Origin of the sequence: Streptomyces sp. NPDC050264 (assembly GCF_040655895.1) — a bacterium.
Taxonomy (GTDB): domain Bacteria; phylum Actinomycetota; class Actinomycetes; order Streptomycetales; family Streptomycetaceae; genus Streptomyces.
Genome location: NZ_JBFAKV010000011.1, coordinates 162,211 through 175,173 on the forward strand (window position 1 = coordinate 162,211; position 12,963 = coordinate 175,173).

Below are 12,963 nucleotides of genomic sequence, written 5' to 3' on the forward strand. Positions count from 1 at the left end.
GGACAGCCGGGACCTCTTGCACGGGTCCGCGCGGGATTCAGCCGCGCAGATACGTGAGAACGGCCATGACCCGCCGGTGCTCCAGCAGGTCGGGCTCCAGGCGCAGCTTGCCGAAGATGTTGCGGACGTGGGTCTCGACGGTCTTGCCGCCGATGACCAGCTGCTGCGCGATGGCCTCGTTCGAGCGGCCCTCGGCCATCAGCGTCAGCACGTCGCGCTCGCGCCCGGTCAGCTCGTCGAGCGGGCCCGGCGCCCGCGGCGCCTCCATCAGCCGGGCCACCACGAGCGGGTCGAGGACGGTCTCACCCGCGGCGACCCGCTTCAGCGCACCGTGCAGCTCCTCGATGTCGGCGACGCGCTCCTTGAGCAGATAGCCGAAGCCTTCCGGCCGCTCGGCCAGCGCCTGCACGGTGGACGACGTCTCCACGTACTGCGACAGCAGCAGGACGCCGGTGCCCGGGTGGGCGGCGCGGATCGCGGCCGCCGCGACGAGGCCCTCGTCCGTGTGGGTGGGCGGCATCCGGATGTCGAGCAGCACGGCGTCGGGCGCGTGCTCGGCGACGAGAGCGAGCAGCGGCACGGTGTCCGCGCACTCGGCGATCACCTCGATCCCCTCGTCGGTGAGCAGCCGCACGATCCCCTGCCGAAGGAGCGCCGAGTCCTCGGCCACGATCACCCGCACGGAAGCTCCGCCCTGATCCTGGTCCCGCCACCGGCGGGACTGTGTATGTGCAGTACGCCGTCGACGGCGGCGAGCCGGTCGGCGAGGCCGCGCAGTCCGGTGCCGCTGCCGGTGTCGGCGCCGCCGACGCCGTCGTCGACGGTCTCCACGACGAGCAGGCCGTCCTGGTGCCGGGCCGAGACGCTGACGGCGCGGGCCCGCGCGTGCTTGGCCGCGTTCGAGAGGGCCTCGCAGACGGTGAAGTAGGCGGTGCTCTCGACGAGCGGGTCGTAGCGCCGGGGCTCGGCCGCGACGACGACCGGCATCGCGGCCTCCTTCGCGAGGGCGTTGAGCGCGGGCGCGAGCCCTTCGCGGGTGAGCACCGCCGGGTGGATGCCCTGGGCGATGCCGCGCAGCTCATCGATGGCCAGGCGCAGGCTCGACTCGGCCTCGCCCGCGGCCGCGCGCAACGTCTCGTCGGCGTGGTCGGCGAGGCCGCGCTGCACCCGGCGTACGGCCATGAGCGCGAAGACGAGGCGGGCCTGCGCCCCGTCGTGCAGGTCCCGTTCGAGGCGCCCGCGTTCGGCGTCCGCGGCCTGGACGATGCGGGTGGCGACGTCCTTGGCGCGGGTGCGCAGCCAGACGTTCTCCAGGGCGAGACGCAGCGCGGCCGCGACGGACTCCAGCAGTTCGGGGTCCTCCAGCAGGGCCGGGTCGTGGTGCAGCAGGGCCAGGGGACGGCCGTCGGAGGCGTCGACCCGGGTGCGTCCGGTCCCCTCGGGGCTCACCTCGCGGCCCGCGCCGTCGACGTACGCGTCCCGCTCCTCGCGCCACAGGCCGAGCCGCAGCGTCGGGTCGCCGAGGACGCGCACGAGGGCCTCGCGGACCTTGGACGGGTCGGGGTCCGTGCCGATGTCGATGACAAGGCCGCTGACCTCGGCCCGCTGCAGACGCATGCGCAGCAGGCCGCCGAGGAAGGCGAAGGGGACGGCGACCTGGGCGAGGTCGGAGAGCAGGTACACGGCCTGTTCGGCGACGGAGCCGACCTCGCCGAACCACGGGACGACGTAGAACAGCATGTCCCACATCAGGAACACGACGGCGACACCGATGCCGATCCAGGCGGGGAGCAGCGCCCGCCTGCGCGCGGCGGACGCGTGCCGCCAGCGCAGCACGATCGCGACGGCGGCGACCGCCGATATCACCCAGCCCGCCGCGTGGTACACGGCGTCGAAGGTGTCGAACATGCCGTGCCAGGACGGTACGAAGAAGAGGTTGGGGCCGCAGGAGCGGCAGTCCAGATACGTCGCGCCGGTGTCGGTCGCCGGGTCGAACAGGAGCGTGCGCAGCAGACCGCCGACGGCGACCAGACCGTACGCGAACTGAACCAGGCGCCGGGTCAGGACCGTGGTGAGCCGGCCCTCGGGGAAGGACAGGATGAGGTGCAGGAGCACCGCCATGTTCAACGCCTCCCACCAGGCGCCGAACGTGAACAGGGCCGGGCTCGCGGTGCCCTGGAGGTTGCCGAAGAACCAGGTGATGCCCTCGAGCACCATGAGACGGCCGGTGTTGTTGGCGGGCCTGCGCCGCCACGCCATGAGCCCGGCGACCACGTACGCCCAGCCGACCGCGAGGTCGCGCACCAGATCGCCCGCGGACGCACCGGACCGCGCGTACGCCCACGAACCCGCCGCACCCGATACGACAGCGACGGCGGCGGCCCCGGTCAGGCGCAGCCGAACCGCCCGCTTCCCCTGACTGTCCACCGCCACACCGTAGGCCATTCGGGGGGTCACGGAGTACGCCGGTCGGCGGCCCGGCACGCGAGTGCGGTGCTGACAACGTAGTCATGCGACCGCGGCGGCGACGGCGTCGCACCCCCGGGTGTCACACCCCCGGTCTCCTGTCCGTCCGGCCACTGCCCGTCGCACCGTCCCTGATCAACCCGAGCACCCGGCTCCGCAACCCCACGAACCGCTCGTCGGCTCGCGTCGTCAACTGGTCGCGCAGTTGCGGGAGTTCGACGGCGACCTCCTCGCGCACCACCGTCGGCGACGAGCTGAGCACCAGCACCCGCTCCCCCAGGTACACGGCCTCGTCTATGTCATGTGTGACGAACAGGACCGTCATGCCGCGTTGCCGCCACAGGCCGCGCACCAGATCCTCGAGGTCCGCGCGGGTCTGCGCGTCCACCGCCGCGAACGGCTCGTCCATCAGCAGCACCTCGGGTTCGTAGGCCAACGCGCGGGCTATGGCCACCCGTTGCTGCATGCCGCCGGACAGCTCCCACGGATAGGCGCGGGCGGCGTCGCCGAGGCCGACCGCCTCCAGGGCGTCGGCGACCCGCTCCCGCCGTGCGGCACGCGGCATCGACTTCCTCTGGCGCAGAGGGAGTTCGATGTTCTCCGCGACCCGCATCCAAGGGAACAAACTCCTGCCGTACTCCTGGAAGACCACGGCGAGGCCGGGGCGCGGACCGGCCACCGCCGAACCGCCCAGGGTCACCGCGCCCTCCGTCGGGCGCAGCAGCCCGGCCACGCACTTCAGCAGGGTCGTCTTGCCGCAGCCGGACGGGCCCACGACACAGACCAGTTCGCCCTCCGCCACCCGGAAGGTCAGGTCCCGCAGCGCCTCCACCTGCCGGCCCGCACCCTCGTAGACCTTGCGCAGTCCCTTGACCTCAAGCACGGCCGCTCCCTGTCGTGCGTCGTGCGCCCCGCGAACCGTGGTACCAGGCGAGCACCCGTCGCTCGACGAGGCCGAACAGCAGCGCCAGTACGACGCCGAGCAGGCCCAGGACGAGGATGCCGGTCCACATCTCCGGTATGGCGAAGCCGCGTTGGAACTGGACGACGGCGTAGCCGAGTCCGTTGCTCGCGGCGAACATCTCACTGATGACCATCAGGATGACGCCGATGGACAGCGCCTGGCGCAGTCCGGCGAAGATCTGCGGGCTCGCCGACGGCAGCACCAGGTACCGGAGGCGGGCGAGGCCGGTGACACCGTACGAGCGGGCCGTCTCGGCGGCGACCGTGTCGAGGGCCCGCACCCCGGCCACCGTGTTGAGCAGGACCGGCCAGACGCAGCCGGAGGCGATCACGGCGATCTTCATCGTGTCGCCGATGCCCGCGAAGAGCATGATCACCGGGACGAGGACCGGAGGGGGCACGGCGCGCAGGAACTCCAGGGCCGGTTCGCAGACGGCGCGGGCCGTGCGCGAGCTTGCGATGCCCACGCCGAGAACGACACCCGTGACCGCCGCCGTCGCGTACCCCGCCGCGAGTCGCAGCAGGCTGGGCAGGACGTCGGCGCGGAGCCGGTCCGCCGTCCATACGTCGTCGAAGCGGGACACGATCGTGCGCAGGGGCGGTGCGTAGACGCTCGTACTGGAGTCGGAGGCCAGCCACCAGACACCGACGAGGAGGCAGGGCAGGGCGACGGCGAACAGCAGGGCGCGCAGGACACGGATCACGCGGGCACCTCCCCGCGCACCGACTGGTGCCAGCCGAGGGCGTGCCGCTCCACGACGCGGGCGCCGGTGTTGATCAGCACGCCGAGGCAGCCGGCGACGACGATCAGCGCGTACATCTCGGGGACCGCCTGGGACGTCTGGGCGACGGCGATGCGTGCCCCCAGCCCCGGTGCTCCGATGACGAGTTCGGCGGTGACGGCGAGGATGAGGGCGACGGCTGCGGCGAGCCGGACGCCGGTCATCACGTACGGCAGCGCGGTGGGCCACACGACGTGCCGGATACGGGCCCAGGGGCCGAGGCCGAAGGCGCGGGCCGTGTCCTCGGCGACCGGATCGACGTCCCGCACGCCGTACAGGACCTGCACGAGGACCTGCCAGAACGAGGCGTACACGACGAGGAGCAGCACCGAGCGCAGTTCCGTGCCGAACATCAGGACCGCCAGCGGGATGAGCGCCACCGACGGGATGGGGCGCAGGAACTCGACGGTGGAGGCCGTGATCACGCGCAGATGGGGGACCGTGGCGACGACGACGCCGACGAGGATCCCGGCGACGGTCGCGACGGCGAGGCCGACGGCCCAGCCGGTGAGGGTGGACCCGAGCGCCGACCAGAAGGCGGCGTCGGCGAGTTCGTCACCGAGCGCTCTCATGGTGGTGGTGAACGGGGGGAAGTAGGCGGAGTCGACGAGACCGGTGCGTGAAACCGTTTCCCACAGTGCCGCGCACCCGAGCAGCCCGAGGGTTCCGAGGATCACGGAAGGAGCGTGTCGAGGTCGGGGGCCTTTTTGAACTGGCCGTCCTGATCGCCGAGTTGCGCGAGTTTCTCGATCGAGGCGCGGTCCGCCGTGGCGGGCCAGCGCGGCAGGACCAGCTTGTCGAGAGTGGCGGAGGGGATCTTGGTGTACGTGGTGAGGATCTGCCGGACCTCGTCGGGGTGCCGGTCGGCGTAGGCGAGGGACTCCTTCGTCGCCGCCGCGAACTTCTTGACGATGTCCGGGTGTTGCTCGGCGTACGTGGTGGAGGTGAAGTACATCGCCACGGTCAGGTTCGGCGCCGTGTCCGTGAAGTTGGAGGCGATGACGCGGCCGCCCTGCGCCTTGACGGTGGCGAGGGCGGGTTCGACGACCTGGGCCGCGTCGATCTGCCCGGCGGCGAGGGCGGCGGGCATCTGGTCGAAGGCCAGTTCGACGAAGTTCACCTTGGAGGGGTCGCCGCCGGCCTTGCGTACCGAGGCGCGCACCGTGGTGTCGTTGATGTTCTTGAGCGTGTTGACCGCGACCTTCTTGCCTTCCAGGTCCTTGGCGGTCTTGAGGGGGCTGTCCTTCTTGACGACGACGGCGCCGAAGTCGGCACCGGGTCTGCCCGTCGAGTTGACGCCGTTGACGACGCCCTCGACGGGCACGCTGTTGGACTGGGCGATCATCAGCGACATGACGTTCGAGAAGCCGAACTGGAACTGGCCGCTGACGACGGCGGGGACGATCGCCGCGCCGCCCTGCGCCGTGGTCAGCTCCAGCTTGAGCCCCTGCTTCTCGTAGAAGCCCTGCTTCTGCCCGAGGTAGACCGGCGCGACGTCGAGGATGGGGATGACGCCGAGCTTCACGGTGGTGGTGCCCGCACTGTTCGTTGGGGACTTCGAGTCGTCGGTGCCGGATCCGCAGGCCGCCGTGGCGGCGAGCAGGGCCACGGCGGCGAGTGTGCTGAAGGTGCGACGGGTGCAGGACATGGATCCCCCCTGGTGCTCAGCGGGAACATAGAGCCCGCACCTTAAGGGGTCAATGCCGTCGAGGGCCAGGGTAGTTGAAGGTTCTCAGGGCGCACGCACAGTGTGCGGGACGCGTCGGCTCAGGACTCTTGTGTCGCTGTGTCGTGCAGTGCGTCCACCTTCGTGACGAAGTCCTGGAGGCAGGGGTCGGCGATTTTCACGGGGCCGAGCCGGTGGTGTTCGGCCGGGTCGACGGTGATGTGCGCGACGGTGTCGGCGGCGGCGTCCATGGCCTTTCGTGCGGCCGCCGCGCCCCTCGCGTCATGGGACTCGATCGCGGGCAGCGCCGCCGGCCTTGGCGCAGCGCCTCGCCCCAGCGCTCGGTGGCGGTGAGCCGGCGGTCGGCGTCGCGCAGGAACAGCTGGTCGGGAGCGCCGGTACGGAGCACGCCCGGGGTGCGTTCGATCGCGGCGCGCGGGTCGGTCTCGTACGTCTTCCAGAAATCGGCCAACTCGGCGCTGAGTACGGGTTTTTGGGACTGCCGGGGTGTCGCGCCGAAGGTGGGCGCCATGTGGTTCAGGTCGACGAGGATCTGCGCGGCGTCCGCCACGCGCGCATCCCCGCCGGCGAGGCGCAGGGCCGCGGCGGTACAGACCTTCTGTGTGCTGCGGGCGGTCATACGGAACGCCTCCAGGTACTCGCACATCTCACAGAAAGCGCTTGTGCGGGCTGCACACCAAAAACCCCTCGGCGGACGCGACAAGAGGGCATGGCTGTGGCGGGCGGGGCGCTTGTTGCGCATCTGACTGATGCGCAAGTCAGCTGCGCAACACCGCTCTGAACAAGGTCTATCCGGGTCTGGTGTTGAGTTCTTCTCAATACGTGGTTAGGGTCGGGCCCCGTGGAAACCAACGACGTCCCCGGCCGTGCCCCGAGTGCCGACACCGCCGCCCGCGTCCGCGAGGTCATCGCGGCCGCGGGGGTCAGTCAGCGCGAGTTCGCGCGCCGCATCGTCATGGATCCGTCGAAGCTGTCGCGTTCGCTGAGCGGCACCCGCCGCTTCACGGCCGCCGAGCTGGCGCGGATCGCCGACGAAGGCCGGGTCGACGCCGGCCGGCTGCTCGGGGTGCTGCCCCAGGAGCAGGTACCGGCCGTCGTCGCGCCCGTCGAGGGCGGGCGTCCGCTGCAGATCGTCCGCGAGACGGTCCGGCTGATCGCCGAGCACGGATTCCACGCGGTGCGGGTCGCCGACATCGCCCGCGCCTGCGCCACCAGCACCGCCGCGATCCACTACCACTTCCCCGGCCGCGCCGATCTGTTGGAGGCGGCGGTGCGCTGGTGCATGGACGAGGACACCGCCCGCCGTGCCGCCCGGCTCGCCGCGGCGGACGACGCGGTGGCGGAGCTGGCCCAGCTCATCGAGTTGCAGACGCCGCGCACCGGACAGCAGCGCCGCCAGTGGGCGGTCTGGCTCGACCTGTGGGCCGAGGCCGCGCGCTCCACGGCGGTGGGCCGGCTGCACGCCGAGTACTACCGGCAGTGGCGGGAGACCGTCGCCGACGTCGTCCGAAGAGGCGTCGCCCAGGGCGTGTTCCGTCAGGAGCTCGACCCGGAGGCGGCGGCGCTGACGCTGACGGCGCTCATCGACGGACTGGCGACGCAGGTGCTGGCATCCGGAACGGCCGGCACCGGCCCGGAGGAGATGCACACCGCACTGGAGAGGCACGTGAGAACAGCGCTCCTGAAGGCCCCGTAACGGGACTTTTCAAAGGCGCGGGACCCGTACCCCCATGCGGCTCCGCCTCCTCGGCGCGACCAACCACGACGAGACCCGAACCCCGCAGCGCATCACACACCCCCAACGGCGCGAAGGCCGCGCGGCTCCGACCCGGACCCCGCTCCTCGATCGCCGGAGGGGCCGAATTTGGGAGGCCCCCACATGCCCGTCACCGAGAACGTCATCATCACCTGCGCCCTGACCGGCGCAGGTGACACCGTCCGCAAGAGCCCCCACGTCCCGGTCACCCCCGAACAGATAGCCCAGAGCGCGGTCCAGGCCGCCGGGGCCGGCGCGGCCGTCGTCCACATCCACGTACGCGACCCGGAGACCGGCGACCCGTCCCGCGACCCGAAGCTGTACCGCGAGGTCGTCGAACGCATCAAGGAAACCGGCACCGACGTCGTCATCAACCTCACCGCCGGCATGGGCGGTGACCTCGTCATCGACCCGGACGACCCGCTCACCCACCTCCCCGGCACCGACCTGGTCAGTGGCCTCGAACGCCTCCCGCACGTCGAGGACCTGCTCCCCGACATCTGCACGCTCGACTGCGGCTCCCTCAACTTCGGCGACGGCTCGAACCTCTACGTCTCCACCCCCGACATGCTCCGCGCGGGCGCCCGGCGCATCCAAGAGCTGGGCGTGCGGCCCGAGTTGGAGATCTTCGACACGGGGCAGCTGTGGTTCGCCAAGCAGCTCCTCGCCGAGGGACTGCTCGACGACCCGACCGTCTTCCAGCTGTGCATGGGCGTCCCGTGGGGCGCTCCGGCCGACCCGGGGGTGCTCCAGTCAATGGTCAACATGCTTCCCGACGGGGCCCGTTGGGCGAGTTTCTCGCTCGGCCGGATGCAGATGCCGTGGGTGGCGCAGTCGATCCTGCTGGGCGGGCACGTCCGCGTGGGCCTGGAGGACAACCTCTACCTCGGCAAGGGCAACAAGGTGACGAACGCGCAGCTCGTCGAGCGGGCCGTGACCATCACCGAGTCGATCGGCGCGCGCGTCGCGACCCCGGACGAAGCCCGCGAACTGCTCGGCCTCAGGAAGGCGGACCGCTGATGACCTCCCCCACTCCCCCTGAGAACGTACAGCGCGTCGCCTGTGTCGGTGCCGGTGTCATCGGCGGCGGCTGGGTCGCCCATTTCCTGGCCCGCGGTTACGACGTGACGGCCTGGGACCCGGCGCCCGACGCCGAGCCGAAGCTGCGCCGCCTGGTCGACGCGGCGTGGCCCGCACTCACCCAGCTGGGCCTCGCCGAGGGCGCTTCCCGCGACCGCCTGACCGTGGCGCCAACGCTCGAACTCGCCGTCGCAGGAGCCGAGTTCGTACAGGAGAGCGCGCCCGAGAAGCTCGACCTCAAGCGCGACCTGCTGAGCCGCCTGGACGCGGCCACGCCGCCCGGCGTCGTCATCGCCTCGTCGACGTCCGGCTACCCGATGACGGACATGCAGACGACGGCCGCCGATCCGTCCCGCCTGGTCGTCGGGCATCCCTTCAACCCGCCGTACCTGATCCCGCTGGTCGAGGTCGTCGGCGGTGAACGCACCGACGGCGCGGCCGTGGCGTGGGCCTCCCGCTTCTACGAGGCGGCGGGCAAGTCGGTCATCACCATGGACCGCGAGGTGCCCGGCTTCATCGCGAACCGTCTCCAAGAGGCCCTGTGGCGCGAGGCGTTGCACATGGTCGCCAACGGAGAGGCCACCGTCCAGGACATCGACGCCTCGATCACCGAGGGGCCCGGCCTGCGCTGGGCGGTCATGGGCCCGATGCTGACGTTCGCGCTGGCGGGCGGCGAGGGCGGCATGGCGCACATGCTGGACCACTTCGGCCCGTCCCTGAAGTCACCCTGGACCCGCCTCGAAGCACCCGAGCTCGACCGGGAGTTGTACGACGCGGTGGTCGCCGGGTGCGACGAGGCGGCGGACGGCCGCACCATCGCCGACCTGGTGGCCGCACGCGACCGGGGCGTCATCGACGTCCTGCGCGCGACGGGCCGCCTCGACCGGAAGGCGGACCCGCGATGAGCGACACGACTCCGATCCCCCTGCTGCACCGCACGGTCCGCCCCGAGTGGATCGACTACAACGGCCATATGAGCGAGGCCTTTTACGTGCTGGCCTTCGGCCACGCCACGGACGCCCTGATGATCGAGACGGGCCTGCACTCCGGCTACCGCGAGTCGACCGGCTGTTCCCTCTACACGGTCGAGTCGCACATCCGCTATCTGCGCGACGTGCCCGAGCGGGCCCATCTGGCCATCCGCACACGGGTGTTGGGGGCCGCCGCGAAGAAAGCACGCTTCACGCACGAGATGTACGTGGTCACGGACGAATCCGCCGAGCCAGCCCCGGACGCGGCACCGGTGGCGACGACGGAGCTGCTGGCCATTCACGTCGATCAACAAGCGGGCCGGGCAGCCGAGTTCCCGGACGAGATCCGTGCGCGGTTCCGCGAGCTCACGGAAGAGGCGCCGGAGTGGGCGGGGCGGTCGATCGCCGCCGTGGCCTGAGACGGCACATGCGGGGAAGGGCCCCCGCCCACAAGGCGGGGGCCCTCCTGCGTGGCGCCGTCGGCCGGCTCAGTAGGGCCGGTCCCCCGCGATCGCGACGCGCTCGGCGACCCTCCGGGCGTCGCCGTAGTCGGCCACCGCGTAGTGCTGCGTGGCCCGGTTGTCCCAGAACGCGACGTCGCCGGCCTGCCAGCGGAACCGCACCTGGAACTCCGGCACGTGCGCCTGCTGGAAGAGCAGCCGCAGCAGCCGGTCGCTCTCGGCCCGCTCCAGGCCGACGATCCGGGTCGTGAACGAGGTGTTGACGAACAGCATCCGCCGCCCCGTCTCGGGGTGCCGGCGCACGACCGGGTGGGTCACGGGCGGGAACGCGTCCTGCCAGCGGGCCAGCCGCTCAGGGCCGTAGAACCGCCGGAAACCGGGCAGGAAGTCGTGCTCGGCGACGGCGTCGTCGATGCGGACCCGTACCTCGCGCGGCAGGTTGTCGTACGCCGCCGCCATGTCGGCCCACATGGTGTCGCCGCCGAACGGCGGGACGTCGCGCAGCTGCAACACGGCACCCATGGCGGGGCGTTCGCGGAAGGTGACGTCGGTGTGCCACACGTTCTCGAAGGACGGCGTGGACGACGCGCTCTTGTCGAACCGCACGACCTCGTCGCTGTCGCCGCGCTCCAGCAACGGGTTGGTCTCCAGCTCCCCCCAGTTGCGGGCGAACGCGCGCTGGCTCTCGCTGGTCAGGTGCTGGCCGCGGAAGAACAGGACCTTCCACTCCAGGAGCGCGCGGTTCAGCTCCTCACGGAGCGCGTCGGAGAGCGGCCGGGCGAGGTCGATGCCGCGGACCTCGGCACCGATGGTGGCCGCCTGCGGCACGACCTCGAACAGTTCGTACGGGCGCTCCTGCCACCCGTCCGGGGTGCGCCGCAGCAGTCGCCGCCCCTCGTAGAGGCCGTCGGCGGGGATCAGGGCGGGGCGCAGCGGGGTGGTCGAGGGCGGGATCGAGGGCGAGATTTCCGTCACGGACATGGGCACTCTCCGAAGGGCACGCGGTGGTGAGGAACGCGAGGATGGTCCGCACGTGCGCGGCCATCGACGGTCGACGGGGAGGCCTACGGAACGTACGGAGACATGGGCGACGAGGGACCGGAGGTCCGCTACAAGCCGCTGCGCGCACAACCACATCGGTCCGGCGCGGTGGCCGATCCGAAAGCGTGGGCGCGATGCGAGAACATGTCCTCATCCTGCGCCGTGAAGGATCACCAGGTCAAGCCCACGGTCCGCCCCCCTTCGTCCTTCGGGGGCGGACCGCGACGTGCCGGAGTTCCGGGTCAGGCCACCGGGGCCGGGACCGGGAAGGTCGGGTACTCCACCCCTGAGACGTGCTGGACGACGCGGATCACCTGGCACGAGTAGCCGAACTCGTTGTCGTACCAGAGGTAGAGGATCGCGTTGTCACCGTCGACCTTGGTGGCGCCCGCGTCGACGATCGAGGCGTGGCGCGAGCCGATGAAGTCGCTGGAGACGGCGTCGGGCGCGGTGATGAAGTCGATCTGCCGCTTGAGCGGCGAGGTCAGCGACACGTCGCGGAGGTGATCGAGGACCTCCTCGCGGGTGGTCTCGCGGCCGAGGCGCAGGCTGAGGATCGCGATGGAGACGTCCGGGACCGGTACCCGGATCGAGCTGCCGGTGATCGGCGCCTTCAGATCGGGCAGCGCCTTGGCGACGGCCGAGGCGGCACCGGTCTCGGTGATGACCATGTTGAGCGGCGCGGAGCGGCCACGACGGTCGGCCGCGTGGTAATTGTCCAGCAGGTTCTGGTCGTTGGTGAACGAGTGGACGGTCTCGACGTGCCCGCGCAGCACCCCGTACTCGTCGGCCATCGCCTTCAGCGGGGGCACGATCGCGTTCGTGGTGCAGGACGCGCAGGACAGGATCCGCTCGTCCGGCTTGATCGTGTCGTGGTTGACGCCGTGCACGATGTTCGGCACGTCGCCCTTGCCGGGGGCGGTCAGGACGACCTTGTCGACGCCCGGGCGCAGGTGCTGGGACAGGCCCTCGCGGTCGCGCCACTTGCCGGTGTTGTCGATCAGGATGGCGTCGTTGATGCCGTACGCGGTGTAGTCGATCTCGGACGGGTCGTTCGCGTGGATCACCTTGATGGCGTTGCCGTTGGCGACGATGGTGCTGTTCGCCTCGTCGACGGTGATCGTGCCCTGGAACTGGCCGTGGATGGAGTCGCGGCGCAGCAGCGAGGCCCGCTTCACGAGATCCTGGTCACCGCCGCCGCGGACGACGACGGCGCGCAGTCGCAGGCCGTTGCCGGAGCCGGCCTTCTCGATGAGCAGGCGGGCGACGAGGCGGCCGATGCGGCCGAAGCCGTAGAGGACGACATCGCGCCCGGCGCCGCGCTGGACCTTCCCGGCACCCATGGCACCGGCGACGGCCTCGGCGGTGAACTCCTCGACGCCGAGGCCGCGTTCGTCGCTCCGGTATGTCGCGGCGAGCATGCCGATGTCGATCTGGGAGGGCCCCAGGTCGAGCGTGCTCAGGGCGCGCAGGAACGGCATCGTCTCGGTGACCGAGAGCTCGGCGCCGGCTATCTGCCGGGCGAACCGGTGGGTCTTGAGAATGCTGACCACCGACTTGTTCACCAAGGAGCGGCTGTGCAACAGGACGTTGACATCCCGCTCCCGGTGCAGCTTCCCGATGATCGGGATCATCGACTCCGCGGTCTCCTCGCGGTGCTTCCAATTGGTGAACGAGTCGTCATTGACAGTCACGTGCATCTCTTTCGAGCTAGGCGGCGCTCATATGCTAACCCGCCCGCTCAGCGCCCCTTCGG

At 71.1% G+C, this 12,963-nt stretch carries 13 protein-coding genes; 4 read left to right on the forward strand and 9 right to left on the reverse strand.

The genetic code is table 11. The features are described 5' to 3' along the window. Nucleotides 1–37: 37 nt before the first annotated feature. The 7 genes from AB0J02_RS21610 to AB0J02_RS21640 form a co-directional block, all read right to left on the reverse strand. The gene (locus AB0J02_RS21610) at nucleotides 38–676 is read right to left on the reverse strand and encodes a response regulator transcription factor (protein WP_363195459.1); all 639 of its coding nucleotides are present in this window, start codon (nucleotides 674–676) and stop codon (nucleotides 38–40) included. Next, on the reverse strand, nucleotides 673–2,427 hold the full coding sequence (locus tag AB0J02_RS21615) for a histidine kinase (protein WP_363195344.1): 1,755 nt from the start codon (nucleotides 2,425–2,427) through the stop codon (nucleotides 673–675). The genes AB0J02_RS21610 and AB0J02_RS21615 overlap by 4 nt, the downstream gene beginning before the upstream one ends. A 121-nt stretch (nucleotides 2,428–2,548) precedes the next feature. Then, nucleotides 2,549–3,349, reverse strand: a complete 801-nt coding sequence (locus AB0J02_RS21620; RefSeq protein ID WP_363195345.1) for an ABC transporter ATP-binding protein — start codon at nucleotides 3,347–3,349, stop codon at nucleotides 2,549–2,551. Further along, the gene (locus AB0J02_RS21625; protein WP_363195346.1) at nucleotides 3,342–4,133 is read right to left on the reverse strand and encodes an ABC transporter permease subunit; all 792 of its coding nucleotides are present in this window, start codon (nucleotides 4,131–4,133) and stop codon (nucleotides 3,342–3,344) included. Before AB0J02_RS21625 ends, AB0J02_RS21620 begins: the two co-directional genes overlap by 8 nt. Then, nucleotides 4,130–4,888, reverse strand: a complete 759-nt coding sequence (locus AB0J02_RS21630) for an ABC transporter permease (protein ID WP_363195347.1) — start codon at nucleotides 4,886–4,888, stop codon at nucleotides 4,130–4,132. Before AB0J02_RS21630 ends, AB0J02_RS21625 begins: the two co-directional genes overlap by 4 nt. After that, nucleotides 4,885–5,859, reverse strand: a complete 975-nt coding sequence (locus AB0J02_RS21635; protein WP_363195348.1) for an ABC transporter substrate-binding protein — start codon at nucleotides 5,857–5,859, stop codon at nucleotides 4,885–4,887. The genes AB0J02_RS21630 and AB0J02_RS21635 overlap by 4 nt, the downstream gene beginning before the upstream one ends. 196 nt (nucleotides 5,860–6,055) lie before the next feature. Then, nucleotides 6,056–6,517, reverse strand: coding sequence for a hypothetical protein (locus AB0J02_RS21640; RefSeq protein WP_363195349.1), 462 nt, complete (start codon nucleotides 6,515–6,517; stop codon nucleotides 6,056–6,058). A gap of 222 nt (nucleotides 6,518–6,739) precedes the next feature. On the opposite strand from AB0J02_RS21640, the gene AB0J02_RS21645 reads away from it, so the two are divergent. The 4 genes from AB0J02_RS21645 to AB0J02_RS21660 all read left to right on the forward strand — a co-directional run bounded on the left by AB0J02_RS21645 (nucleotide 6,740) and on the right by AB0J02_RS21660 (nucleotide 10,124). Further along, entirely contained in the window at nucleotides 6,740–7,594 is an 855-nt protein-coding gene (locus tag AB0J02_RS21645) for a TetR/AcrR family transcriptional regulator (RefSeq protein WP_363195350.1), read from the forward strand. A 183-nt stretch (nucleotides 7,595–7,777) separates the two neighbouring features. Beyond that, nucleotides 7,778–8,674 (forward strand): 3-keto-5-aminohexanoate cleavage protein, encoded by an 897-nt coding sequence (locus tag AB0J02_RS21650; protein WP_363195351.1) that lies wholly within the window; start codon nucleotides 7,778–7,780, stop codon nucleotides 8,672–8,674. Continuing rightward, nucleotides 8,674–9,639, forward strand: coding sequence for a 3-hydroxyacyl-CoA dehydrogenase NAD-binding domain-containing protein (locus AB0J02_RS21655; protein WP_363195352.1), 966 nt, complete (start codon nucleotides 8,674–8,676; stop codon nucleotides 9,637–9,639). The genes AB0J02_RS21650 and AB0J02_RS21655 overlap by 1 nt, the downstream gene beginning before the upstream one ends. Continuing rightward, nucleotides 9,636–10,124: a thioesterase family protein gene (locus AB0J02_RS21660; protein ID WP_363195353.1), complete on the forward strand. Its 489-nt coding sequence runs from the start codon at nucleotides 9,636–9,638 to the stop codon at nucleotides 10,122–10,124. The genes AB0J02_RS21655 and AB0J02_RS21660 overlap by 4 nt, the downstream gene beginning before the upstream one ends. A 69-nt stretch (nucleotides 10,125–10,193) precedes the next feature. On the opposite strand, the gene AB0J02_RS21665 is transcribed toward AB0J02_RS21660, so the two are convergent. Continuing rightward, complete coding sequence (locus tag AB0J02_RS21665) at nucleotides 10,194–11,147, reverse strand: TauD/TfdA family dioxygenase (protein ID WP_363195354.1); 954 nt, start codon at nucleotides 11,145–11,147, stop codon at nucleotides 10,194–10,196. A gap of 302 nt (nucleotides 11,148–11,449) precedes the next feature. After that, nucleotides 11,450–12,901, reverse strand: a complete 1,452-nt coding sequence (locus AB0J02_RS21670) for a glyceraldehyde-3-phosphate dehydrogenase (RefSeq protein ID WP_363195355.1) — start codon at nucleotides 12,899–12,901, stop codon at nucleotides 11,450–11,452. Between the last annotated feature and the right edge of the window lie 62 nt (nucleotides 12,902–12,963).